The sequence below is a fragment of the Sphingomonas echinoides ATCC 14820 genome (genome assembly GCF_000241465.1).
In the GTDB taxonomy this organism is placed as follows: domain Bacteria; phylum Pseudomonadota; class Alphaproteobacteria; order Sphingomonadales; family Sphingomonadaceae; genus Sphingomonas; species Sphingomonas echinoides.
Map to the genome: position 1 here is coordinate 190,056 of NZ_JH584236.1, position 20,800 is coordinate 210,855.

A 20,800-nucleotide genomic window follows, 5' to 3' on the forward strand; every position below is an offset into this window, starting at 1 on the left:
CGCTGGAACAAATCCGGCCCATATGACAGGCTGAACGTCATGGACCATCGCATCACCCACACCTGCGGCCATGAGCAAACCCATTTCATTGCCGGGTTCGCGTCGCAGCAGGAGCGCAAGGCCACCTGGCTGCGCACGACGGTCTGCGGCGCGTGCTACCGCAAGCAGCGCCAGGAAGAGAACGAGCGCGACGCCGCGGCCTCGCAACAAGCCGTTGCCCATCTGTCGCTGGCGCCGCTCAACGGCTCGGAACGACAGGTCAGCTGGGCAACGACCATTCGCGCGAAACGGATCGCCTTGCTGCGCAAGGATCAACCTCTCGATAGCGTCGAAACCGGCGCGGCGCTGCTCGGCATCGCGGACGCCAAATGGTGGATCGACAACCGCGACGCGACCGACGCGCAGTTGCTCGCCTCGGCAGGGGTGGCTCAGGCTCCCGGCTGAACCGGCGTCGTCACCGCATTCTTCAGCGGCGCGGGCTTCTTGCCGTCAGGCAGCGTCCTGCGGAGGTGCTCGTGGACGATCGCAGCCGAGAAGGGCTTCGGGATGAACGTCGCCTTCTCGGGCATGTCACCCGGATTGGGACGGATATTGCCGCTGGCGATCACGATCTCGATCCAGGGCCAGTGCTGTGCGACATGACGCGCCAGCGCAAAGCCGTTGATCGATCCCGGCATCTCGACATCGGAGAACAGCAGGATGGTGTTGTCGGCCTGCTCCTCCAGCAGCACGATCGCGGTATCGCCGTCCATCGCCTCATGACAGCGAAAGCCGGCGTCCTCCAGGATCAGCGTCATGTCCATCAGGATGATCGGGACGTCATCGACCGCGAGCGCGAAAGGTACGGTCGAAGTGTTCATCACCTCTACAACCGCCTGTATCTGTAGGCGCTTGCAATCGTAGCTACCAGCTCCCACACCCCTCATCGAAGTGCATGTTGGCTCATCCCGGCCAGACATTCTGACGCGGGTTTCTGACGCCTGCAGCAGGACAGACAAATTAAGCGACTCTCAATCTTTTGTTGAAATGTACGCCGCAAAGACGTACATGTGCGTGAAGGTTGGATGAGGTGTGCCATGCTTGGCTTTCAGGATCAGGTCGGCGCCGTTGAGGAGCGCAGCAGCGAGCGGATGAACTTCCGTACCAAGCCGCGCATCAAGCAGGCGATTCAGCAGGCTGCCGCTCTTTCCGGTGTGGACGATTCCGTCTTCACGATGAACGCGGCCTATCGCTCTGCGATGGAGACGATCGCGGCGCACGAACGCACCACCCTGCAGCCGGTCGATCATTCGCGCTTCTTTGCGGCGCTCGACACGCCGCCGGCACCCACCGAGCGACTTCGGGCAGCATTCGCGCGGCATCGTGAGACGATCGTCAGCAGGTGACGGCGACAGAGGACGCAAAGCTCTTCACCATCGAACCGCTCGATCCTGCCAAGCACGATCGAGCGGCCTTTTCCTGTGGCATCACGCAGGTCGACAACTTCTTCCGCCGGACCGCGAACAAGCTCGCCAAGGCGGATAACGTCCGCACCTTCGTGATGGTCGGTGCCGAGGGCGAGCTGATCGGCTTCTATGCCACCAACGCCCATGCGATCGACTATACCGAGTTACCCGATCGGTTCGCCCGCAACCGCCCTGCGCATGGCAGTATCCCGGCCGCCTACATTTCGATGATTGGCGTCGACAGCCGCTTTCAAGGGCAAGGCTATGGCGGCGATCTGTTGGTCGATTGTCTCAAGCGCCTGGCCTTGGCGGCCGAAGCGTTGGGGATCGCCGTCGTCATGCTGGACGTGTTCGACTGCGGCGATGCCGAGAAGGTGGCGAAACGCATCGCGCTCTATACCGGCTATGGCTTTGAGCCGCTGCCCTCCAACGGCTTGCGGTTGTTCCTGCCGATCGCGACGGTTCGGACTCTTACGCAAGCGGATGCGTAGGCTGAGAATTGCTGACGCGTAACTTGCCCAGTTCAAAGCCCCATGCTGCGCGGTCCTAATCAAGCATTTGATCTTTCAGCGTCAGAAGGGCGAGCACATCATTCCCAAAGCCTTTGACGCACTCCTCGGTCAGCTCAAACCTATCGGCGCCCCGGCGATCGAACCATGCGTCCGCCCCGATGATCGTCGGCCGCGACCGATCAATCTTTCCATACAGCACGTCCATCGCGTCTGACTCAGGATCGAGATCATCACGGGGAAACCAGTGATCCGGAATGCCGCCATTGCGTCGAAACCATCGGCGTCCGTTCTGACCGTGGCAAACGATCATACAGGGCCAAGGACTATGGTCGATAAACCTTTGCGCCGTCGCCAACCGGCTGGTGGAAAAGGCAGCCGCCAGAGCGTCGATTGCTTCGAATGACGGCCGCCGGTGAGCGGCAGCAAGCGGTCGAAACAGATAGGCCGGCATCAACAGGTCGGCGGCATAATTATCAGCTTGCCGCTCAATGCCGGCACCGCCCTGGCTGACACTTCCGATCTCACTCGCCCTGCAGACCGACGACCGGCCGCGATGATGCTGCCAGTGGCCCAACTCGTGCGCGATCGAGAAGCGACGGCGACGCGGATCGCCATCGCCTTTCACAGTGATGATCGCCTGATTGCGAAAGCCGATGATCCTGGCTTCACAGCTCTCCAGAATGCCGTTGCGCACCTTGGCACCCATCGTCCAAGCGATCGCCTCGATATCGATCTCATCCGGACTGGTGACGCCGAGGGACTGCAAAAGCTTTTCGGCTTGACCAAGCCCCTTCAAATCGGATTGCCGTCTTCGTCGATGGCACCAAGCTCTCGCAAATCGGCGAGTATATCATCCATCTCTTTCTCGGTAATGCCTTCGCCGTTGCGTGCGGCCATCGTCAGCCGGCTTTTCAGCTTGCTGTCATCGTTGGCGAACCAGGCAAGGACGGCCGCTCGATCCCTGAGAGGAAGCTGATGGACTTGCCCTCGGCCCGTTCCGGCTGCGCGATCGATCTCTGCTCGCGCAGCCTGAAGGCGCGACTTTCCAGATCGGGCGGTTGCGGTCGAGATTATCGCGCGGATACGGTCGGCTTCATCCTCGACATTCAGTCCTTCGGCCTCGACCTCCGCCAGTAATTCCGCGTCCGACATAGCCATGATGTCTGCGACCAGTTCATCCGCCAGCCGATCGATCGGAGGGGTAGGGCGCCCCGCGCCGCTCACGATGACCATCCATTGGGAAAAGCCGCATCTATCTTGCGGCGGACACGGCGTCGGATAGTGGCATACGCCGTCATATTGAACCGCGCCGGGTTTGCCGGAGGCCGTTGGATGTGAGTCACGCTGCCATATCGATGATGTCCGCGGCAGCATAGTATTGCTCCTCGGCTTCGGCAGGCGGGATGTTGCCGATGGGTTCGAGCAGCCGGCGATGGTTGAACCAGTCCACCCACTCAAGGGTAGCGTACTCGACTGCTTCGAAGTTGCGCCACGGCCCGCGCCGGTGGATCACCTCGGCCTTGTAGAGGCCGTTGATCGTCTCGGCCAAAGCGTTGTCATAGCTGTCGCCGACGCTGCCGACCGAGGGCTCGATCCCGGCCTCGGCCAGGCGCTCGGTGTACTTGATCGATACGTATTGCGACCCGCGGTCGCTATGATGGACCAGGCCACCGCGATGAACCGGTCGGCGGTCATGGAGCGCCTGCTCGAGCGCATCCAGGACGAAGCTGGCATGCGTCGTCCTGCTGGCTCGCCAGCCAACGATCCGGCGAGCGTAGGTGTCGATGACGAACGCCACGTAGACGAACCCCGCCCAGGTTGCGACGTAGGTGAAGTCCGATACCCAGAGCCTGTTCGGCGCCGGCGCACGGAACTGCCGGTTCACCCGGTCGAGCGGGCATGGCGCTGCTCTGTCGCTGATGGTGGTGCGGACCGGCTTGCCGCGGATCACGCCGGCCAGGCCCATCGCCCGCATCAGGCGGGCAACGGTGCAGCGGGCGACGTCGAGCCCTTCGCGCCGCAGCTGCCGCCAGACCTTGCGCACGCCGTAGACGCGGAAGTTCTCCTCGAATACGCGGCGCACCTCCGGCCCAAGCGCATCATCACGCCGAGCCCGAGCCGACCTCTTGGTCGGCTCAATCCTTCTGGCTGTGTGAGCATGATAGGTCGACGGGGCGATCGGCAGAACCCGGCAGATCGGCTCGACCCCGTACACCTTGCGATGCGCGTCGATGAACGACACCATCACCTCGCTCGGCGGTCGAGCTCCGCCATCGCAAAATATGCGGACGCCTTGCGCAGGATCTCGTTGGCCTGGCGCAGTTCGCGGTTCTCCCGCTCCAGCGCCTTCATCCGGTCGGCGACGTCGCTCGGCACCCCCGCGCGCGTGCCGCTGTCGACCTCGGCCTTCTTCACCCACTCGTGCAGCGTCTGGCCCGCGCACCCGATCTTCGCCGCGATCGACACCACAGCCGCCCAGCGCGACGGATGATCCTTCTCGTGGTCCAGCACCATCCGCACCGCCCGGGCGCGTACCTCAGGTGAGAACTTGTTCGTCGTCTTGCTCGTCATAGCCCCTTCCTCTCAGATCCCATGAGGAGTGGAGACCGGCCGCGCTGTGACAGAGTTGGCCACCAAAATTGCTGGAGACCAATCATGACTGCGATAGCTGACGGACTCGATGCGCCTGCCGCGTTCCGCGTAGATCTCGATACAATTTTTGTCTCGTTGGAGCTCAGTAAATCGACCTGGCTGGTCACCTCACTAGCACCGGGTAGCGACAAGATGTCGCGCCGGACGATCGCCGGCGGCGATATCGACGGCCTGTTTGCCTGCTTTGCCCAACTTCGGACGAAGGCGCAGGAACGACAGGGCAAGCTTTACCCCTTGGTGGTAATCCAGGAAGCGGGCCTTGACGGCTTTTGGATCGACCGCGTGCTGGGCCGCGAAAGCTGGATCGAGAGCCATGTTGTCGATGCGGCGTCAATCGCGGTGTCGCGCCGCCACCGTCGCGCAAAGACCGATCGCATCGATGGCGAGATGCTGATCCGCACGCTGATGGCTTACACGCGGGGAGAACCGCGTGTCTGCTCGATGGTCCGGATACCGACGCCTGAGGAAGAAGATCGCCGCCGGATCGGTCGGGAGCGAAAGGCGCTGGTCGCCGAGCGAATCCTTCACGTCAATCGCGTGAAGGGTTTACTCTTCAGCCAGGGCATCCGGGACTATGAACCGCTACATCGTGATCGTCGCAAGCGCCTGGATGAGCTGCGAACCGGCGATGGCCGCGAGCTCCCTGGCAATATCAGGGCGCAAATCTGCCGCGAGCTCGACCGCCTCGAGTTGTTGCTCGAACAGATTAAGGCCGTGGAAGGCGAGCGGGACGCTATGGCAATCCCAGGCGCCATGGGCACGTCCGCGCCCATGGCAATGCTGCTCGGCCTCAAAGGCATAGGCCCAGAGTTTGCGGCGACCCTCCATTCTGAAGGCCTATTCCGTCATTTTGACAATCGACGGCAGGTCGCCGCCTATGCTGGGCTGGCGCCGTCTCCATGGCAGAGCGGATCGATTGATCGTGAGCAGGGCGTCTCCAAGGCCGGAAATCCACGGCTGCGCACGACGATGGTCCAGCTTGCGTGGCTATGGCTGCGTCACCAACCGGACTCGATGTTAGCGCGTTGGTTCCAGGATCGCGTCACACGCAATGGTGGCCGCCTCAAGAAGGCGATGATCGTGGCGCTCGCCCGCAAACTTCTGGTCGCGCTTTGGAAATACGTGACCGCTGGCGTCGTCATCGAAGGTGCCGCCATGAAGGCTGCTTGACGATATTCGTGTCGCATTTTTGAATCCCCAGGACCTGATCAGTCCTGACGGATCCAGGTGGACGGACCGCCAACTCCTATGGCTTCAAAAGCCGCTTCTCAGAATGGTCCCGTCCTCCTGAGCCCTTGCCCGTCGAAAGCGGGATATTGGTGCAGCCGTCCATGAGCGGCGACCGGATGTGAGGTTGTACAGGCCCGGAGACCCGGCCGGTACTATGCGATCGGGCTCAGACCTTGGATGCCGAACGAGAAAGGATGAATGCACATGGCAAACCCTTGACCCTAAAACCCTCATGTGAGGAGTTGGGGCCTCCGACAAACCCGGCGCGGTTCAGGGGTCCGCCGAACCAGATCGGGTAGACGAGCACGAGTGCTCCGCTGGCCCGGACCCGCTCGAGCTCAGCTTCAATCCAGGGGTGGTGTCGGTCGCCGTGGGTGAAAGCCTCCTCGTTTTTCAACGCGGGGTTCAGCGCGATGCCGTAGAGGTCGAGAATGTCGGCAGTCTGCCCACCCCTTCGAACCTCATCGACATAGGCGTGCGCGACGGCGTGACAGAAGCTCTTCGGCGACGGGTTGGCGAGGACGACGTAATGGTGGCGGGAGCCCGCCGCGAAGCTCATCATGGCCTTCTCCTGACCTGCCCGGATTAGAGCCGGCGGCCGTCGGGCCGAAATCGGTAAACTTACTTAGCTCGGAGGCGGTTCTGAGCCGGCAACTGGGCGGCTAGCGTCGGCGACGCAGGTGCACGACAGAGGTGGCGGCATCCACCGGACCCGCTGCGACGTCGCACTCGCGCTCCAGCTCGGCGCGAATCCGTTCGATCTCTTGGTCGGTGCGGTGCTCAATCCCGACGAACTGATTGCGCGCGGTTCTCGAGGCGCGGATCACCTCGTCCAACTTGGCCTGCATCGCGGCGGCGTCCCGGTTTTGCGAGTTCTGGATCAGGAACACCATCAGGAACGTGACCACGGTGGTCGCGGTGTTCACGACCAGCTGCCAGGTGTCGGAGTAGTGGAAGACCGGTCCAGTCACCAGCCAGAGGATGATCAGGAGGCTGGCGGTGACGAAGGCGAGCGGCTTGCCCGCGAAGCCCGCCACACGTGCGGCCACGCTCGTGAACGCGCTGTTGAGCATGACGTGGAGCGGCTCCGACGCAGGCGGTATGGCTGCGATCGGAGGCTCTGCACGCCGAAACGCTTCGCTGGCAGTGCCGACGGGATCGAATGGCTGGGTCATGACCTGCTCGCCGCGACGCCGCCCGTTACGGTGGCGGGGCCGTAGCGCCGGTCATCCCCAAGCGCGGCGCACAGGCGCGCGGCCGTGGCGCGAGCCCGTCCCAGCCTCTGCCGCGAATAGGCAGGATCGACGCCCTGCATGATCGCGCGCATCATCGATGCTCTCTCTCGTGCTCAACCAACGATCAGGACCGGCAAGTCTTGGCGCTCGATGAGATCGCGGGTTGTCCCACCCAGGATGATGTCGCGGATGCGTGAGTGCGCGAAGCCCCCGATGACGAGCAGGTCAGCTTGAGTTTCCTGAGCGTAAAGCGTCAGCGTATCAGCCTCGATACGCTCGTCGTTGACGATCCAGTGGCCCTCTGCGGCGAAGCCATGCCTCGTCAGGTGACGCTTCACCTCGGCATGCGAGTCCTTCTCCTTCTCGCAGGAGCCGAGAGTCGTGCCGACGGTGATGACGTCGATCGTTGCTCCGGGCTGCGCCAAATGCGCCAGGACGTGCATCGCGCGAGTAGCTTCCGGCCCCGGCTTCCAGCCAAGGATTGCCTTTCGAACCGGCGCCAGGTTCTGCCCTTCGGGGAGAAGCAGGAGCGGCGTTCCGCTCGCGCGGATCAGCGTCTCTGCAACGCGGCGTCGAAGCCACGGTGTCGTCCAGGTCTCACGTGCGCCAAGCACGATCAGGTCGGCGACTTGTCGGCTGCGCTTCAGATCGCCGGCCAGCCAGCCCACCTCGTTGTGAAGCCCGAACACGTCGGCGGTGGAACCGGCCGCCGCGAGATGGCTGCGCGTGCGTTCGACATTGGCCGCGTCGTCGCCCATCAGCACCCACTCTGGCACGTAAAGCTCACCGAACGGCGCCATCGCTGGCATCGCCATCGGAGCCGGTGTCAGAGCGGCGACTTCGAGCACCGCGTCGTGACTCTGCGACAGCGTCACCACGCTGTTCAGAAAGGACTGGGCGCGGTCGGCGTCATCGATGACGGCGAGAAGATCCTTGATCATGCTTGCCCCCTTCAGGCCGCGGCCAGCGCAGGCGCAGCTTCGCGGTTCGACGCAGGCATTGCTGCCAGATCAAGCACGACGCGGCCCTCGATCTCCCCCCGGTGCATGCGGGAAAAGACCTGGTTGATGTCTTGAAGAGCGGCGGTCTCGACAGTCGCATGCACCTTGCCGAGCTTGGCGAAGTCGAGCGACTCCTGCAGGTCGAGGCGGGTGCCCACGATCGAGCCGCGAACCGTGATGCCGTTCAGGACGGTGTCGAAGATCGGCAGCGGGAAATCACCCGGCGGAAGGCCGTTCAACGAGACGGTTCCGCCGCGGCGTACCATGCCCAACGCCTGGGCGAACGCTGTCGTGGACACCGCCGTCACCAGGACGCCATGTGCTCCGCCGATAGCGCTGCGGACGAATGCCGCAGGATCGGCGTTCCGGGCATTGATGGTGAGCGCGGCCCCGAGCCGCTCCGCCAAGCGAAGTTTGACCTCGTCCACGTCCACCGCGACCACGTTCAGGCCCATCGCCACCGCATATTGGACGGCCATGTGCCCGAGCCCTCCGATGCCGGAGATCACGACCCAGTCGCCCGGCTTGGTATCGGTGACTTTCAGGCCCTTGTAGACGGTGACACCGGCGCAGAGCACGGGCGCGATTTCGACGAAGCCGATGCCGTCCGGGAGGTGACCGACATAGTTGGGGTCGGCGATGACATAGTCGGCGAAGCTGCCGTTGACCGAATAGCCGGTATTCTGCTGCGTCTCGCACAGCGTCTCCCAGCCGCCGAGGCAGTGCGAGCAGTGGCCGCACGCCGAATAGAGCCACGGCACGCCGACCCGGTCGCCCTCCTTGACGTGAGTGACTCCGGCACCCACTGCGGCGACGGTGCCGACGCCTTCGTGGCCTGGGATGAACGGCGGGTTCGGTTTGACCGGCCAGTCACCTTCCGCCGCGTGCAGATCGGTGTGGCAGACGCCACACGCGGCGACCTTGACCAGTATCTGGCCAGGTCCAGGACGCGGAACCGCGACCTCCTCGACCACGAGCGGCTCACCGAACGCCCGCACGACGGCGGCTTTCATCGTCTTGTCCATGCTGGAGATCTCCTCTCAGAACAGACCAAGCGGCTGCTCGTCGTAGCTGACGAGCAGGTTCTTGGTCTGCTGGTAGTGGGCGAGCATCGCCCGGTGGTTCTCGCGGCCGAAGCCCGATTCCTTGTAGCCGCCGAAAGCGGCATGCGCGGGGTATGCGTGATAGCAGTTGGTCCACACGCGACCGGCCTGGATGCTACGGCCGAGCCGGTAGGCATCGTTGCCATTGCGGCTCCAGACGCCGGCACCGAGCCCATATCGAGTGTCGTTGGCGATGCCGATTGCGTCGTCGATGTCGGTGAACGGGGTCACGGAGACGACGGGGCCGAAAATCTCGTCCTGGAAGATGCGCATCGAGTTGTCGCCGACGAACACGGTCGGGCGTACGAAATAGCCTTGGTCCAACTCACCGCCGGGCAGGAAGCGCTCTCCGCCGGTGCGGCAGCTTGCGCCCTCGCCTTTGCCGATTTCGATATAGTCTAGGATCTTGCTGAGCTGATCCTGCGACGCCTGCGGACCCATCTGGGTTTCGGGATCGAGCGGATCGCCGACGCGAATGCGTTCGACCCTGGCGATCGCCTTCTCAAGGAAGCGATCGAAGATGCTCTCGTGAATGAGCGCGCGGCTGGGACAGGTGCAGACCTCACCCTTGTTGAATGCGAACAGAGCGAAACCCTCTACTGCTTTGTCGAGGAATGCGTCGTCGCGCTCCATGACATCAGGCAGGAAGATGTTGGGCGATTTACCGCCGAGCTCCATCGTCTGCGGGATCAGGTTGCTCGCCGCATACCCCATGATGGCGCGACCGGTTGCGGTTGATCCGGTGAAGGCGACCTTCCCGATCCGCGGGCTTTCGGCGAGAGCGCGGCCCACCACCGAACCATGTCCGGTCACGATATTGATCACGCCCGTCGGCAGAATATCCGCGGTGAGCTCGGCGAACATCATGAGAGAGAGCGGGGTCTGCTCGGCCGGCTTGATGACGATGCAGTTGCCGGCGGCGAGGGCCGGCGCGAGCTTCCAGGCCGCCATCAGCAGGGGAAAGTTCCAGGGGATGATCTGACCGACGACGCCGATCGGCTCCTTGAAATGGTACGCGATCGTCTTCTCGTCGATGGTCGAGATCGAGCCCTCTTCTGCCCGGATACAGCCTGCAAAGTAGCGGAAGTGGTCGATGGCAAGCGGCAGGTCTGCGCCGCGCGTCTCGCGGATCGGCTTGCCGTTATCCATTGTCTCGGCCAGCGCCAGGATTTCGAGATTGTCTTCGAGCCGGTCAGCGATCCGGTTCAGAATGCGGGCGCGATCCGTCGGAGAAACAGCCGCCCACTTTGCCCTCGCTCGGTGCGCGGCATCGAGCGCCAGTTCGATGTCAGCTGGGGTCGACTCGGCAAACTCCGCAATCAGCCGACCGTTGATCGGACTGTGGTCGGCAAAGTACTTGCCTTCGATCGGCTCGATCCAGCGGCCGTCGATGAAGTTCCCGTATCGGGAAGAACCGAGCGCCTTTGCGCGTACAGTATCGATCGCCTGCTGAAACATGGATGTGTTCTCCTGTCTTCCAGCTCCATTTCGCGTAGGCTGCAGGTCCGGAGCTATGCGTAGAGCTACTTATGCGCGTGCAGTCTGGTGCATGTTCGGGACGTCGACTGCGCTCAGATCGATGCGCGAGAGCCGCGTCAGCCCGGGCAGCGGGCGGTGGCTGACGACCACGAGCCCTTGGCGGGTACGCGCGAGCCTGCGGTTCAATCGATCAATCATGAGGCGCGCGGTGGGTGGATCGAGACCCTCCAGCGGCTCGTCGAGCAGGAGCCATGGAGCGTCCGAGACGAAGGCGCGGGCGAGCGACAGACGTCGCCGCTCGCCGCCGGAGAACCTGGCGCCATCTTCGCCAATCCAGCTGTCGAGCCCTTCCGGCAGAGCGCGAATCACGTGGTCCAATGCCGCGTCGCGAAGCGCCTGCCAGAGCGCTCGGTCGCAGGCGCCGGGCCTTGCTACCAGCAGGTTGTCCCGCACCGTTCCGGAGAGCGCGGACGCATCCTGTGGTTGCCAGGCGAAGAGGGGGCGTAGCTGCTCCGGCGGAAGGAAGGCTATGTCGATCCCATCGATCCTGGCCTGACCTGCAATCGGCGGTCGCAGCGCCAGGAGTTGCTCGACGAGGCTTGTCTTGCCCGAGCCCGATCGTCCGGAGAGCCAGACACGCTCCCCCGCCGCAAGCCGCCGACCAAGCAGCTCCAGGGTCGCCATGATCGCGATGCCATCGATCGGCCGCGTTTCCGAACCGACTTGCAGGTGCGTGTCGAGGCGCGCTCCCGCACTCCTGGCGCGATTGCGCTCTGTAAGCTCCCGGAGAAGCGGACTCAGGCCGTCGAGGGTCATCGCAGCCGCAAGTGCCGCCAGCGCAGCAAGGGCGGGTGCCTCATGGGTCGAAAGACCGAACGCAAGACCAGCGGACACCGTCAGGGCGGCAGCTTGCACGAGCTGCAGCCGAGACCCGGCCCCGTGCAGCCGACGCTGGGCAGCCGCAAGGGTGCGGTCCGGCTCCTCGATCCAGCGTGTCACCTCGTCGGGCCGGTAGCAGCGGACCTCGGCTGCCGCCGCGAGGATCGCATCGGCCGCGATCCTCAGATCGGCGAGCGCGTCATCACGAGCTTCCTCAAGCGACCGGGCGGCCCGGGTGATCTGCTCGGTCGCGACGAGCAGAAGGAGCGCTACAGCACCGACACCGAGCATCGCCGCCCAGCCCGCCAGACTCAATAGGGCAGCGCCGCCGAGCAGCACGCCAGCGGCACTCCATCGCGCCGACCGCCGAACGAGTGCGGTCTCGACCGTGGCAACATCGTCGAGGACCATGCTGAGCGCTCGGCCACGTGACAGCGACAATGCTTGCCGGATCGGCGCCGCGGCGACTGCCGCAAACAGCGCAGGGCGAAGCTTGGCGCCGATGTGCAGTCCCGCGTCGTGGGAGAAGACGGCCTCGCCATAGCGCGCGCCAGTCCGTGCGATCGCGAGCAAGCGGATCGCGGCGCTGGGCAACATGTAATTGAAGCTCGTCGCGACGGCGGCGCCTGCCGCTCCGGCAAGAGCGGACGCCGTGATGAACCAGCCCGACAGGCCAAGTAGCAAGACAGACGCCGACCCCACGATCAACCCGAGAGCCGCCGCACGGATCGTTGGCCGACGCTGTTGATAGCTTCCGAGAGCGATCACATCGGCGAGCCTCATGCTCTGTCCTCCAGACGGATCACGCGGTCGGCGACGCAGGCGAGCGCGGCGCTGTGGGTCGCGATGAGGGCGGTTCTGCCACGACAGGCCCGCGCGATCACCGGGATCAGCTCGGCCTCGGCCAAGTGGTCGAGGTGCGCCGTCGGCTCGTCGAGAAGCAGCAGCGGCGCTCGCGAGAGCAGCGCACGCGCGAGGCCAATCCGGCGCCGCTCGCCTCCTGAGAGACCACCGCCGCGGGCATCGATCACCGCATCAAGACCGCCAGGTCGCGATGCTATGACTGCGCTGAGCCCGGCGGCAGAGGCGGCGTCGGCTATTTCGGCCCTGCTCGCGTCCGGGCGAGCGAGCCGAATGTTGTCAGCGAGCGTGCCGGGGACGATCAGCGGTGCCTGGGCAACCCAGGCTACCGCTCCCGCGAGGCTCGTTCCGTTGTCCAGCGCATGGCCGTCGATCGCGAGGGAACCCTCGCGGCTCGGCACCAGTCCGACCAGCGCACCGAGGATGCTCGACTTGCCGCTGCCAGAGGCACCCATCAGCGCGATCGCCTCTCCGGGGGCGACCGAGAAGCTGACGGCTGCGACCGCGTCGACGTCGCTCCCTTCGTAGCGGAGCGTTACCTCGTCGAAGCTTACCCGCGGCGGTTCAGCGAGTGGGCGAGGCGCGCTTGGACGCGCGTCGCGCTCCAGCGCGACGATACGGTCCGCCGCAGTCTCGGCTGCCTGCTTGTCGTGATAGGCCGCGGCCAGTCGGCGAAGCGGCAGATAGAATTCAGGTGCCAGCGCCAGCACGAAGAAGGCGCTGAACAGATCGAGCTGTTCAGGCGGGGTGAACGGCAGAAGCCGAAGCACATTAAACCCCGCATAGACCGCGACCAGCGCGACCGAGAGGGCGGCGAAGAACTCGAGCGCTCCGGTCGACAGAAACGCCACCTTCAGGACGCGCATGGTTCGGCTGGCGACATCATTGGCGGCCCGCGATAGGACCTCCTCTTCGCGACCGGTGGCCTGAAAGGCGAGGAGGAGGGGGAGGGCACGCAGCCGGTCGGCGAACAGCCCCGACAGGCGGGCCGTTGCGGCGAACTGCTGTCGGGAGCGGTCCGCTGCGGCTGTTCCTGCCAGGATCAGCGCGGCGACCAGCGGCACAAGCGTGCCGACGAGGATCAGCGCCGCGACGAGGCTCACAAGTGCCACGGCGCAGAGGACGATCATCGGGGATAGCGAGGCTGCCGTGCGAATGGGGGAGAAGCGGGCGACGTAGCCGTCGAGCGCCTCGACCTCGTCGACGATCGACGTGGCGATCTCGCCGCCCCAGCGGGCGCCTGCGAGCGGCTGCGACACCGCTGCTGCGGTTGCCCGGCGGCGAAGCCGTGTCTTGGCGTCAGCGGCGAGGGAAGCTCCAACGCGCTGTGCATGCATGGCGAACAAACCACGGGCGATCCCCGCGGTCAGGGCCAGAGCTGCCCACGCAAGCCATGCCTCATCTGCGGCAATGGCTGCGACAGCACCGGCAAGGCCGGCGGCGAACCCGACCCCCGCCACGGTATCGCCGATCAGCAGGGCGGTTGCGACGAGGCGACGGCGGTCGCTTCCCACGGTCTGCCGAAGCATCTGCTGGCGCGCGCGACGGTCGACGAGAGCGGTGCTGGACATGGCACGACAGGTGACGCCAGCCGGACGCTCGATCGTTGATCATCGTCAAGGAATCGAAGCGCGTGAACCGCCTAGCTGCCTCCTGATGGGCGCCGACGCCCCAAGGAGACTCTGCCATGGACCCGGGGGTCGTTGACCTATCACGCCTGCAGTTCGCGCTGACCGCGCTCTACCACTTCCTGTTCGTCCCGCTGACTCTCGGGTTGAGCTTTATGCTCGTCATCATGGAGTCGGTCTATGTCATGACGAACCGGCCGGTGTGGCGGCAGGTGACGCGGTTCTGGGGCAAGATCTTCGGCATCAACTTCGTGCTTGGGGTCGCGACCGGGCTCACCATGGAATTCCAGTTTGGCACCAACTGGTCTTATTTCTCGCACTATGTGGGCGACATCTTCGGCGCGCCGCTCGCGATCGAAGGGCTGATGGCCTTCTTCCTGGAGGCTACCTTTGTCGGACTCATGTTTTTCGGCTGGGATCGACTGTCGAAGCTGGGGCACCTGATCGTCACCTTCATGGTGGCGCTTGGGACCAACCTGTCGGCGTTGTGGATCCTGATAGCCAATGGCTGGATGCAGAACCCCGTCGGCGCGGCCTTCAATCCGGAGACGATGCGGATGGAGGTCAGCGACTTCTACGCCGTTTTGTTCAACCCCGTAGCGCAGGCCAAGTTCGTCCACACCGTGAGCGCAGGCTACGTCACGGCCTCCGTCGTGGTGCTCGGCATCAGCGCCTTCTGGCTTCTCAAAGGACGGTGGACGGGCATCGCAAAGCGATCGATGACAGTCGCCGCGGCATTCGGTCTCGCATCCTCGCTGTCGGTCGTCGTCCTCGGCGACGAGAGCGGCTACGCGCTGACGGACAACCAGCGGATGAAGCTCGCCGCGATCGAGGCCGCCTGGCACACCGAGGCGGCGCCGGCGGGGCTGACGCTGATCGGCATGCCCGACTCAGTCGCACAGACGACGCGCTACTCGGTACAGATCCCGTGGGTGCTCGGCCTGATCGCGACCCGCAGCTTGGACGGAACGGTGACAGGCATGTCCGAACTGGTCCTGAAGGCGCAGGAGCGCATCGCCTCGGGCCAGATCGCCTACCGCGCGGTCGAGCGGCTCAAGATCGATCCACGCGACCAGAGCGCCCGTGCCGCATTAGAGACGCACAAGCGCGATCTCGGCTACGCTTTGCTGCTCAAGCGCTACATCGCCGATCCGTCGCAGGCCACGCCTGAGCTCGTCGAGAAGGCGGCGTGGGACACAGTGCCCAGCGTGCCGCTGATGTTCTGGTCGTTCCGGATCATGGCAGCGATAGGCTTTCTGATGATCGCGCTATTTTCGGCGGCGTTCGTCATCGCAAGCCTGCGGCGCCATGACCAGTATCGCGGCTTCCTGAGGCTGGCGGTGCTCGCCATCCCGCTGCCGTGGATCGCGATCGAGCTCGGCTGGGTCGTGGCGGAACTCGGCCGGCAGCCTTGGGCGATTGAGGGCGTGCTGCCGACCTTCCTCGCTAGTTCATCGCTGACGCGCGGTGCGTTGTGGACGACGATCGCCGGGTTCACCGCGCTCTACGGCGCTCTCGCGGTCATCGAGGTGCGGCTGATCCTCGCCGCCATCGCGCACGGCCCGATCGAGGAAGAGCCGCAGGCACCCGCGCCGGTCGGTACGCCGATCCCGGCTGCTCCCCTGACCGCCTGAAGGAGGCGTTCCCATGCTCGACTATGAAATGCTTCGACTGATCTGGTGGGCGCTGCTGGGCGTCCTCCTGATCGGGTTCGCCGTGACCGACGGCTTCGACCTTGGCGTGGCAACGCTCCTCCCCTTCGTCGCGCGCAGCGACGCCGAGCGGCGGATGGTGATCAACACTGTGGGGCCGACTTGGGAGGGCAACCAGGTTTGGTTCATCCTGGGAGGCGGCGCGATCTTCGCCGCCTGGCCGTTCGTCTACGCGGTCAGCTTCTCGGGCTTCTACCTCGCCATGTTCGTGGTGCTGGCGGCGTTGATCCTGCGTCCGGTCGGCTTCAAGTATCGCTCCAAGAAGGCGGATCCGAAATGGCGCAGCCGGTGGGACTGGGCGCTGTTCGTCGGCGGTCTGGTGCCGGCCCTGGTGTTCGGCGTCGCTGTCGGCAACGCCCTGTCGGGCGCACCCTTCCGGCTCGATGGCGACCTGCGCGCCTTCTATGACGGCAGCTTCCTCGCACTGTTCACGCCGTTCACGCTGCTGGCAGGCCTGCTGTCGGTGTCGATGCTCGTGCTGCACGGTGCCGCCTGGCTGGCGATCAAGACCGAGCACGGCCCGGTGAACGAGCGCGCGCGCGCTTTTGGATTTGCGGCGGGAGCACTGGCGCTGCTCCTGTTCACGGTCGGCGGCCTGCTGATGTGGCAGATGCCTGGCTGGCGGTTGGTCGGTGCGGCCGACACGCTGGGCGCCTCCAATCCGCTGCGCACCACTGCGGAGGCGGTCGAGGGCGGATGGCTCCTCAACTACGGTCAGCACCCCTGGATGCTGGTTGCCCCCATGCTGGGGTTCGTCGGAACGGTGCTGGCTCTGGTGGGTATCTATCGCGAACAGGGTGCGCTGGCGTTCGGAGGATCGAGCCTCGCCGCCACGGGCATCATCGCTTCCGTCGGATGCTCGATGTTTCCGTTCATCCTGCCGTCGAGCATCGACGCGCACTCCAGCCTGACGGTCTGGAACGCCTCGTCGAGCGAGCGGACCTTGTTCATCATGCTGGTGGTCACAATCATCTTCCTGCCCATCGTGCTCGCCTACACCGCCTGGGCGTACCGCGTGATGTTCGGCCGGGTCACGACCGACGCCATCACGGCCAGCCCCGACTATTACTGAGGAGTGAGGACAATGTGGTATTTTGCTTGGGTGCTGGGGCTCGGCCTGGCGGGCGGTTTCGGCATCCTCAACGGCATCTGGCACGAATTCCATCTGCCAGTCGAAGACGAGTGAGTGACGCCAGAAAGCAAATTTTGAAGAAGATCGTGAACAACCCATGCATCAATTCATTGACAGCGCCAATGATGTCATCGCGCTCATCATTTCCGGTCGGATAACAGGCGATGACCTGACGCCGATCATGGACCGGATCGAGGGCGCAATGGCCGTGCATGACAGGATTCACATCTTTGTAGAAGCTGACGCCATCAGCGGCATCATGTTCGACGGGATCGGTGAGTATCTCGGCCGCGCGCTGCCGCTTCTCGGCAAGCTCAAGCATTTCGGCCGGGTCGCAATCGTCGCCGATCAAGCATGGGTCAGAGCCGGGTCACGCATCGAAAGCGCGGCATTGCCCTTCATCAGCTACCGGGTGTTCAAGCCCGGCGATCGCGGCGCGGCACTGGCCTGGGTAACCGGCTATGCTGTGGCTGCTGCGAGCTGAGGCAGCCTCGAAAAGGACCGCACAGCCTCACCTAGACGCGAAAATGGCGTTGCTTCGGAGCCGAAGGCACGTGAGGTTCGCCGAACACTCCAGCGACCGCTTGCTTTTTGACCGTCGTCAAGGAGCGCCGTCCCCGGCCAAAGCATCTTCGACCGATGCCGATATTCCATCCCGACCTCGCCGGACGTGCTGTTCCGCGCTACACCAGTTACCCGACTGCGGCCGAGTTCAGCGAACACGTCGACGCCGTGGACCAGCACGGGGCGCTGTCCAGTCTTCGCCACGGGAGTTCGCTGTCGCTCTACCTGCACGTCCCGTTCTGCGAGCGGATCTGCTGGTATTGCGGGTGCAATACCAGCGCGATTGGGCGACAGGAGCGCGTCACCGCCTATGTCGACGCACTCAAGGCCGAGATCGCGATGGTGGCAGCGCTGACCCGCAGTTGCGCGGTGACGCGGGTCCACTTCGGAGGCGGCAGTCCGAATGCCTTGCCTATGCGGACGTTCGCGGACCTCTGCGACATGATTCGTCGCTCTTTTCGCGTTGCGGCCGATGCCGAATGGGCGGCGGAGCTCGACCCGCGCTCGCTTGACGCCAACTATGCCGGCGCGCTGGCGCAAAACGGGATCGAGCGCGTCAGCCTCGGGGTGCAGACCTTTTCGCCTGCCGTCCAGGTGCGCATCAATCGGGAGCAGCCCTTCCGAGATGTCGCGCTCCGCGCATCCGAGCTGCGACGTGCGGGTATCGCCAAGCTCAACCTGGACCTGATGTATGGCCTGCCAGGGCAGACGCTGGACGACCTCGCTTCGACGATCGCCCGATCCCGGCTGCTCGCCCCCGATCGCGTGGCCATGTTCGGCTATGCGCACCTGCCGAGCCAGTTGCCGCGCCAGCGCGCGATCAACGGCGCGATGCTGCCCGGTGCCAAGGCGCGGTTCACGCAGAGCCTGCTGGCCCACGACCTCCTGATCGAGCAGGGCATGGTGGCGGTCGGCTTCGACCATTTTGCCAAGCCAGAGGACCGGTTGGCGGTCGCGAGCGCCGAAGGACGGTTGCGGCGCAACTTTCAGGGTTTCACTGACGACCCGTCCGACGCGCTGATCGGGTTGGGTGCCTCGGCAATCAGCCAGGTGGGCGATGTCATCGTCCAGAACGAAAAGCAGCAGGGGCGCTATCGAAAGGCAATCCTCGCCGGTTCGCTCGCCGGCATAAGAGGAGTTCGCCTGACCGACGAAGATCGCGTACGCGGCCGCGTCATCGAACGCCTTCTCTGCGACGGCACCGCCGATCTCGGCGAAGCGTGGGGGCAGGGCGACTGTTCGGCGGCGCTCGATCGCAACGCCCACGATCGTCTGTCCGAGCTGGTGCTAAGAGGCTTGGTAACCGTCCGAGGCACCCGCATCACCCTGACGGCAGATGGTGCGCCTTACGGGCGGATCGCCGCCAGTGCTTTCGATCGCTATCGAGCCGTAAAGCCGCAAGGCTTCAGCAAAGCGGTGTGAGCGGCAGTACCGGGCCGGCGACACGAGAGACGACGGCGCCGCTTGATCGGGAGATTGGGAGGCATCGCGCCAGCGAGCCGCTCGTGCGCAGCGGCTCGCGGAACCCCACCTGTGGGGCTGCAGGGCCACTGCAACGAGAGCCGACGCTCTTGGGACGGCGCAGCACTCAGAACTAATGCTTCTGCCTGTCGGTCATCGTCACGAACATCATCGTGATCATGAACAGGCCCATGGCGCCTGCAGCGAGATAGAGGAACCAGTCGTCGGGTAAGCTGATCATCATCGCCTCCTGTTGGTCGAGGCGTGGAGCGTCGTTCACCGGGCCGGACGTCTCTTTGATGCCCGTCAACCCAGGGCGTTCGGAAAGATACGTAGAGCCGCTGGAGGCGGCCCGACGTATCACTTCCTCACCAATTCGGGAGGATCACCGTGTCTGATGAACAGGAATACGCCCGTAAACGCGCGCGCACCGAGATCGACATGATCGGCGGTGCACGTTGTGTCGAGGCCCGGATCGCGCATGTTGCTCTTCTGCGGCACTACCTTGCAAATTGCCGCGCCGAGATCCGCTGCGACGCTGAGTGCACCGGCTGCGCCCTGCGTCCGTTCTGCGCTGTCGCATTGCCGCTGGCGGCAAAGGCGAGGGGACCCTACCGAGCCGCGATGGCGTCGGGCTGATCCGCTTGGGCCTCGCCTGATTTCCTGAAGCGCGACCTCGGGTCACGTTCCCGATGGCTCAGCCCGATCCACGGCCTCAGCCACCCGATCCGGCGTCCCACGAGATAGAATAGCCAGCTTCCTGCAGCTGTCGCTAGGACCAGCACAACGAACCGCAATCCCGGGTTGAGCCGGGACCCGAGAAGCCAATAGCCGGCTACCAGGATGATGGTCTGGTGTATCAGGTAGAGCGGAAAGACTGCCTCGGCCAGAGTTGCACGCCAAGGATGGTCGCTGTCCAGGTAGGTATCCGCCGCCCCCACCAGTGCGACGATGGTGGTCCAGCATTGCATCGCCCGGAGCAGCCCGAACACCGGTCGCCAAGCTTCCGGCACCGGCGTGTTTCCCGGCCAGGCCTGCTCCACGACGAGGACCCCTGTGTAGGCCGTCACTGCGAGAACAGCGCCCAATCGCCATTGCCGCCTGATCATCGACATCAGCTGCGACGACCGCCGCAACGCAAGTCCGAACGCAAACATTGCGAAGTACACGGCGTGGGCGCTCCAGTCGTTCACGAGCGCATGCGTGTCGATCCATCCTGGCGGCAACAGTCTGCGAACAAGATAGACGTAGATGACTGGCACTAGCAGGACCAGTGGGCCCTTGAGCGCCCGTTCGAGTAGCCTCGTGATCGCAGCCCCTCGCCCGGGAAACGCTACACAGCCCAACGACAGCAATGACGTGTAGGCAATCAGATACGCGACAAACCAGAGGTGCATCCACGTCGGCATCGCGACGTCGTCGATGAATTGGAACCGATAGTAATCGTGCAGAAGAAAGTAGGCGAAGCTTCGCGTGTACCCATGCTGGGTGACGAGCGCGACCCACGGTTGCGGCGTATTGAGAACGGCCATGCCGAAGATCAGCGGCAAGCCCAGCCTCAACATACGTCCGCGGAAGAAATTTCCGACGGGCTCTCGTGCCAGAAGCGCCGCACTCGCGTATCCCGATACCAGGAACAGCAGCGACAGACGCCAGGCGTTCGTCGCGAGCATCGGTATGGCTACCCAGTTCCGGGGCGCCGCAACCTTGATTTCAAAAGGCCACGGTACGAACGCCATGCCGATGTGGTAGAGGATCAGGAGACCGAACGCTGCGATGCGTAGCCAGTCCATGCCGAAATGACGTGTGCTTCTCGGCCCTTCACTCACCGCCAACACCGTGATCAGGATCGCAGCTGGTTCTGACACCGCCGTGCAGCACCTGCAAGCTCCGGTTCCCGTTAAGC

General features: G+C 64.3%; 24 protein-coding genes and 1 other annotated feature. Of the genes, 10 read left to right on the forward strand and 14 right to left on the reverse strand.

Features of this window, described 5'->3' with window-relative positions; translation table 11 throughout:
• Positions 1–39: 39 nt before the first annotated feature.
• Positions 40–444 (forward strand): hypothetical protein, encoded by a 405-nt coding sequence (locus ON00_RS19300; RefSeq protein ID WP_010409157.1) that lies wholly within the window; start codon positions 40–42, stop codon positions 442–444.
• Here the strand turns inward: ON00_RS19300 and ON00_RS19305 are convergent.
• On the reverse strand, positions 429–860 hold the full coding sequence (locus ON00_RS19305) for a response regulator (protein WP_010409159.1): 432 nt from the start codon (positions 858–860) through the stop codon (positions 429–431). The two genes, ON00_RS19300 and ON00_RS19305, sit on opposite strands and share 16 nt — an antisense overlap.
• Positions 861–1,130: 270 nt before the next feature.
• Between ON00_RS19305 and ON00_RS19310 the strand changes: the two genes are divergently transcribed.
• Together ON00_RS19310 and ON00_RS19315 are read left to right on the forward strand one after the other, a co-directional pair.
• A complete protein-coding gene (locus ON00_RS19310; RefSeq protein ID WP_245535650.1) occupies positions 1,131–1,385 on the forward strand; it encodes a type II toxin-antitoxin system TacA family antitoxin in 255 nt (84 codons plus the stop codon).
• The gene (locus ON00_RS19315) at positions 1,382–1,936 is read left to right on the forward strand and encodes a GNAT family N-acetyltransferase (protein ID WP_010409162.1); all 555 of its coding nucleotides are present in this window, start codon (positions 1,382–1,384) and stop codon (positions 1,934–1,936) included. The genes ON00_RS19310 and ON00_RS19315 overlap by 4 nt, the downstream gene beginning before the upstream one ends.
• A 55-nt stretch (positions 1,937–1,991) precedes the next feature.
• Here the strand turns inward: ON00_RS19315 and ON00_RS19320 are convergent, their stop codons facing one another.
• From ON00_RS19320 to ON00_RS19330, 3 genes are all read right to left on the reverse strand, one after another.
• The gene (locus tag ON00_RS19320; RefSeq protein ID WP_010409164.1) at positions 1,992–2,753 is read right to left on the reverse strand and encodes an ImmA/IrrE family metallo-endopeptidase; all 762 of its coding nucleotides are present in this window, start codon (positions 2,751–2,753) and stop codon (positions 1,992–1,994) included.
• Positions 2,750–3,331, reverse strand: a complete 582-nt coding sequence (locus tag ON00_RS19325) for a hypothetical protein (protein ID WP_154651478.1) — start codon at positions 3,329–3,331, stop codon at positions 2,750–2,752. Before ON00_RS19325 ends, ON00_RS19320 begins: the two co-directional genes overlap by 4 nt.
• A protein-coding gene (locus ON00_RS19330; RefSeq protein ID WP_086010598.1) for an IS3 family transposase occupies positions 3,297–4,528 on the reverse strand; the annotation gives its coding sequence in 2 pieces (ribosomal slippage) (positions 3,297–4,237 and positions 4,237–4,528; 1,233 coding nt in all). Before ON00_RS19330 ends, ON00_RS19325 begins: the two co-directional genes overlap by 35 nt.
• Positions 4,128–4,244 (reverse strand) — a sequence feature (AL1L pseudoknot). Its footprint overlaps the gene before it by 117 nt.
• Positions 4,529–4,612: 84 nt before the next feature.
• Between ON00_RS19330 and ON00_RS19340 the strand changes: the two genes are divergently transcribed.
• Positions 4,613–5,779 carry an IS110 family RNA-guided transposase gene (locus ON00_RS19340; RefSeq protein WP_010409169.1) on the forward strand — a complete coding sequence of 389 codons (1,167 nt, stop codon included), beginning with the start codon at positions 4,613–4,615 and terminating at the stop codon, positions 5,777–5,779.
• A gap of 226 nt (positions 5,780–6,005) precedes the next feature.
• Here the strand turns inward: ON00_RS19340 and ON00_RS19995 are convergent, their stop codons facing one another.
• The 8 genes from ON00_RS19995 to cydD form a co-directional block, all read right to left on the reverse strand.
• On the reverse strand, positions 6,006–6,401 hold the full coding sequence (locus ON00_RS19995; protein WP_010409171.1) for an NAD(P)H-dependent oxidoreductase: 396 nt from the start codon (positions 6,399–6,401) through the stop codon (positions 6,006–6,008).
• A 100-nt stretch (positions 6,402–6,501) separates the two neighbouring features.
• On the reverse strand, positions 6,502–6,912 hold the full coding sequence (locus ON00_RS19350) for a low affinity iron permease family protein (protein ID WP_050811009.1): 411 nt from the start codon (positions 6,910–6,912) through the stop codon (positions 6,502–6,504).
• A gap of 98 nt (positions 6,913–7,010) precedes the next feature.
• On the reverse strand, positions 7,011–7,169 hold the full coding sequence (locus tag ON00_RS21100; protein WP_211207185.1) for a hypothetical protein: 159 nt from the start codon (positions 7,167–7,169) through the stop codon (positions 7,011–7,013).
• 18 nt (positions 7,170–7,187) lie between these two features.
• Positions 7,188–8,015 carry a universal stress protein gene (locus ON00_RS19355; RefSeq protein WP_010409174.1) on the reverse strand — a complete coding sequence of 276 codons (828 nt, stop codon included), beginning with the start codon at positions 8,013–8,015 and terminating at the stop codon, positions 7,188–7,190.
• 11 nt (positions 8,016–8,026) lie between these two features.
• Positions 8,027–9,100, reverse strand: coding sequence for an alcohol dehydrogenase AdhP (gene adhP / locus ON00_RS19360; RefSeq protein WP_010409176.1), 1,074 nt, complete (start codon positions 9,098–9,100; stop codon positions 8,027–8,029).
• Between the two features lie 15 nt (positions 9,101–9,115).
• Positions 9,116–10,636, reverse strand: coding sequence for an aldehyde dehydrogenase family protein (locus ON00_RS19365; protein ID WP_010409178.1), 1,521 nt, complete (start codon positions 10,634–10,636; stop codon positions 9,116–9,118).
• A 69-nt stretch (positions 10,637–10,705) separates the two neighbouring features.
• Positions 10,706–12,319, reverse strand: coding sequence for an ATP-binding cassette domain-containing protein (locus tag ON00_RS19370; protein ID WP_010409180.1), 1,614 nt, complete (start codon positions 12,317–12,319; stop codon positions 10,706–10,708).
• Entirely contained in the window at positions 12,316–13,968 is a 1,653-nt protein-coding gene (cydD, locus tag ON00_RS19375) for a thiol reductant ABC exporter subunit CydD (protein ID WP_010409182.1), read from the reverse strand. Before cydD ends, ON00_RS19370 begins: the two co-directional genes overlap by 4 nt.
• Positions 13,969–14,084: 116 nt before the next feature.
• On the opposite strand from cydD, the gene ON00_RS19380 reads away from it, so the two are divergent.
• From ON00_RS19380 to hemN, 5 genes are all read left to right on the forward strand, one after another.
• Complete coding sequence (locus ON00_RS19380; RefSeq protein ID WP_010409184.1) at positions 14,085–15,659, forward strand: cytochrome ubiquinol oxidase subunit I; 1,575 nt, start codon at positions 14,085–14,087, stop codon at positions 15,657–15,659.
• 13 nt (positions 15,660–15,672) lie between these two features.
• Complete coding sequence (gene cydB / locus ON00_RS19385) at positions 15,673–16,809, forward strand: cytochrome d ubiquinol oxidase subunit II (RefSeq protein WP_010409186.1); 1,137 nt, start codon at positions 15,673–15,675, stop codon at positions 16,807–16,809.
• 12 nt (positions 16,810–16,821) lie between these two features.
• Positions 16,822–16,923: a cytochrome bd-I oxidase subunit CydX gene (cydX, locus tag ON00_RS20385; RefSeq protein ID WP_010409189.1), complete on the forward strand. Its 102-nt coding sequence runs from the start codon at positions 16,822–16,824 to the stop codon at positions 16,921–16,923.
• A gap of 43 nt (positions 16,924–16,966) precedes the next feature.
• A complete protein-coding gene (locus ON00_RS19395) occupies positions 16,967–17,353 on the forward strand; it encodes a SpoIIAA family protein (protein WP_010409191.1) in 387 nt (128 codons plus the stop codon).
• A 155-nt stretch (positions 17,354–17,508) separates the two neighbouring features.
• Positions 17,509–18,855: an oxygen-independent coproporphyrinogen III oxidase gene (gene hemN, locus ON00_RS19400; RefSeq protein ID WP_010409192.1), complete on the forward strand. Its 1,347-nt coding sequence runs from the start codon at positions 17,509–17,511 to the stop codon at positions 18,853–18,855.
• Positions 18,856–19,027: 172 nt separating this feature from the next.
• Here hemN and ON00_RS19405 read toward each other — a convergent pair whose 3' ends face one another.
• The gene (locus tag ON00_RS19405; protein ID WP_211207186.1) at positions 19,028–19,174 is read right to left on the reverse strand and encodes a hypothetical protein; all 147 of its coding nucleotides are present in this window, start codon (positions 19,172–19,174) and stop codon (positions 19,028–19,030) included.
• Positions 19,175–19,284: 110 nt separating this feature from the next.
• Between ON00_RS19405 and ON00_RS20810 the strand changes: the two genes are divergently transcribed.
• Positions 19,285–19,533, forward strand: a complete 249-nt coding sequence (locus ON00_RS20810) for a hypothetical protein (protein ID WP_154651480.1) — start codon at positions 19,285–19,287, stop codon at positions 19,531–19,533.
• Here the strand turns inward: ON00_RS20810 and ON00_RS19410 are convergent.
• On the reverse strand, positions 19,506–20,687 hold the full coding sequence (locus tag ON00_RS19410; RefSeq protein WP_010409194.1) for an acyltransferase family protein: 1,182 nt from the start codon (positions 20,685–20,687) through the stop codon (positions 19,506–19,508). The two genes, ON00_RS20810 and ON00_RS19410, sit on opposite strands and share 28 nt — an antisense overlap.
• Between the last annotated feature and the right edge of the window lie 113 nt (positions 20,688–20,800).

Coding starts and splice junctions, on each gene's coding strand:
- ON00_RS19300 (WP_010409157.1), top strand. CDS start 40: ATGGACCATCGCATCACCCACACCTGCGGCCATGAGCAAACCCATTTC.
- ON00_RS19305 (WP_010409159.1), bottom strand. CDS start 860: ATGAACACTTCGACCGTACCTTTCGCGCTCGCGGTCGATGACGTCCCG.
- ON00_RS19310 (WP_245535650.1), top strand. CDS start 1,131: ATGAACTTCCGTACCAAGCCGCGCATCAAGCAGGCGATTCAGCAGGCT.
- ON00_RS19325 (WP_154651478.1), bottom strand. CDS start 3,331: ATGCTGCCGCGGACATCATCGATATGGCAGCGTGACTCACATCCAACG.
- ON00_RS19340 (WP_010409169.1), top strand. CDS start 4,613: ATGACTGCGATAGCTGACGGACTCGATGCGCCTGCCGCGTTCCGCGTA.
- ON00_RS19995 (WP_010409171.1), bottom strand. CDS start 6,401: ATGATGAGCTTCGCGGCGGGCTCCCGCCACCATTACGTCGTCCTCGCC.
- ON00_RS19350 (WP_050811009.1), bottom strand. CDS start 6,912: ATGCTCAACAGCGCGTTCACGAGCGTGGCCGCACGTGTGGCGGGCTTC.
- ON00_RS21100 (WP_211207185.1), bottom strand. CDS start 7,169: ATGATGCGCGCGATCATGCAGGGCGTCGATCCTGCCTATTCGCGGCAG.
- ON00_RS19355 (WP_010409174.1), bottom strand. CDS start 8,015: ATGATCAAGGATCTTCTCGCCGTCATCGATGACGCCGACCGCGCCCAG.
- adhP (WP_010409176.1), bottom strand. CDS start 9,100: ATGGACAAGACGATGAAAGCCGCCGTCGTGCGGGCGTTCGGTGAGCCG.
- ON00_RS19365 (WP_010409178.1), bottom strand. CDS start 10,636: ATGTTTCAGCAGGCGATCGATACTGTACGCGCAAAGGCGCTCGGTTCT.
- ON00_RS19370 (WP_010409180.1), bottom strand. CDS start 12,319: ATGAGGCTCGCCGATGTGATCGCTCTCGGAAGCTATCAACAGCGTCGG.
- cydD (WP_010409182.1), bottom strand. CDS start 13,968: ATGTCCAGCACCGCTCTCGTCGACCGTCGCGCGCGCCAGCAGATGCTT.
- ON00_RS19380 (WP_010409184.1), top strand. CDS start 14,085: ATGGACCCGGGGGTCGTTGACCTATCACGCCTGCAGTTCGCGCTGACC.
- cydB (WP_010409186.1), top strand. CDS start 15,673: ATGCTCGACTATGAAATGCTTCGACTGATCTGGTGGGCGCTGCTGGGC.
- cydX (WP_010409189.1), top strand. CDS start 16,822: ATGTGGTATTTTGCTTGGGTGCTGGGGCTCGGCCTGGCGGGCGGTTTC.
- ON00_RS19395 (WP_010409191.1), top strand. CDS start 16,967: ATGCATCAATTCATTGACAGCGCCAATGATGTCATCGCGCTCATCATT.
- hemN (WP_010409192.1), top strand. CDS start 17,509: ATGCCGATATTCCATCCCGACCTCGCCGGACGTGCTGTTCCGCGCTAC.
- ON00_RS19410 (WP_010409194.1), bottom strand. CDS start 20,687: ATGGACTGGCTACGCATCGCAGCGTTCGGTCTCCTGATCCTCTACCAC.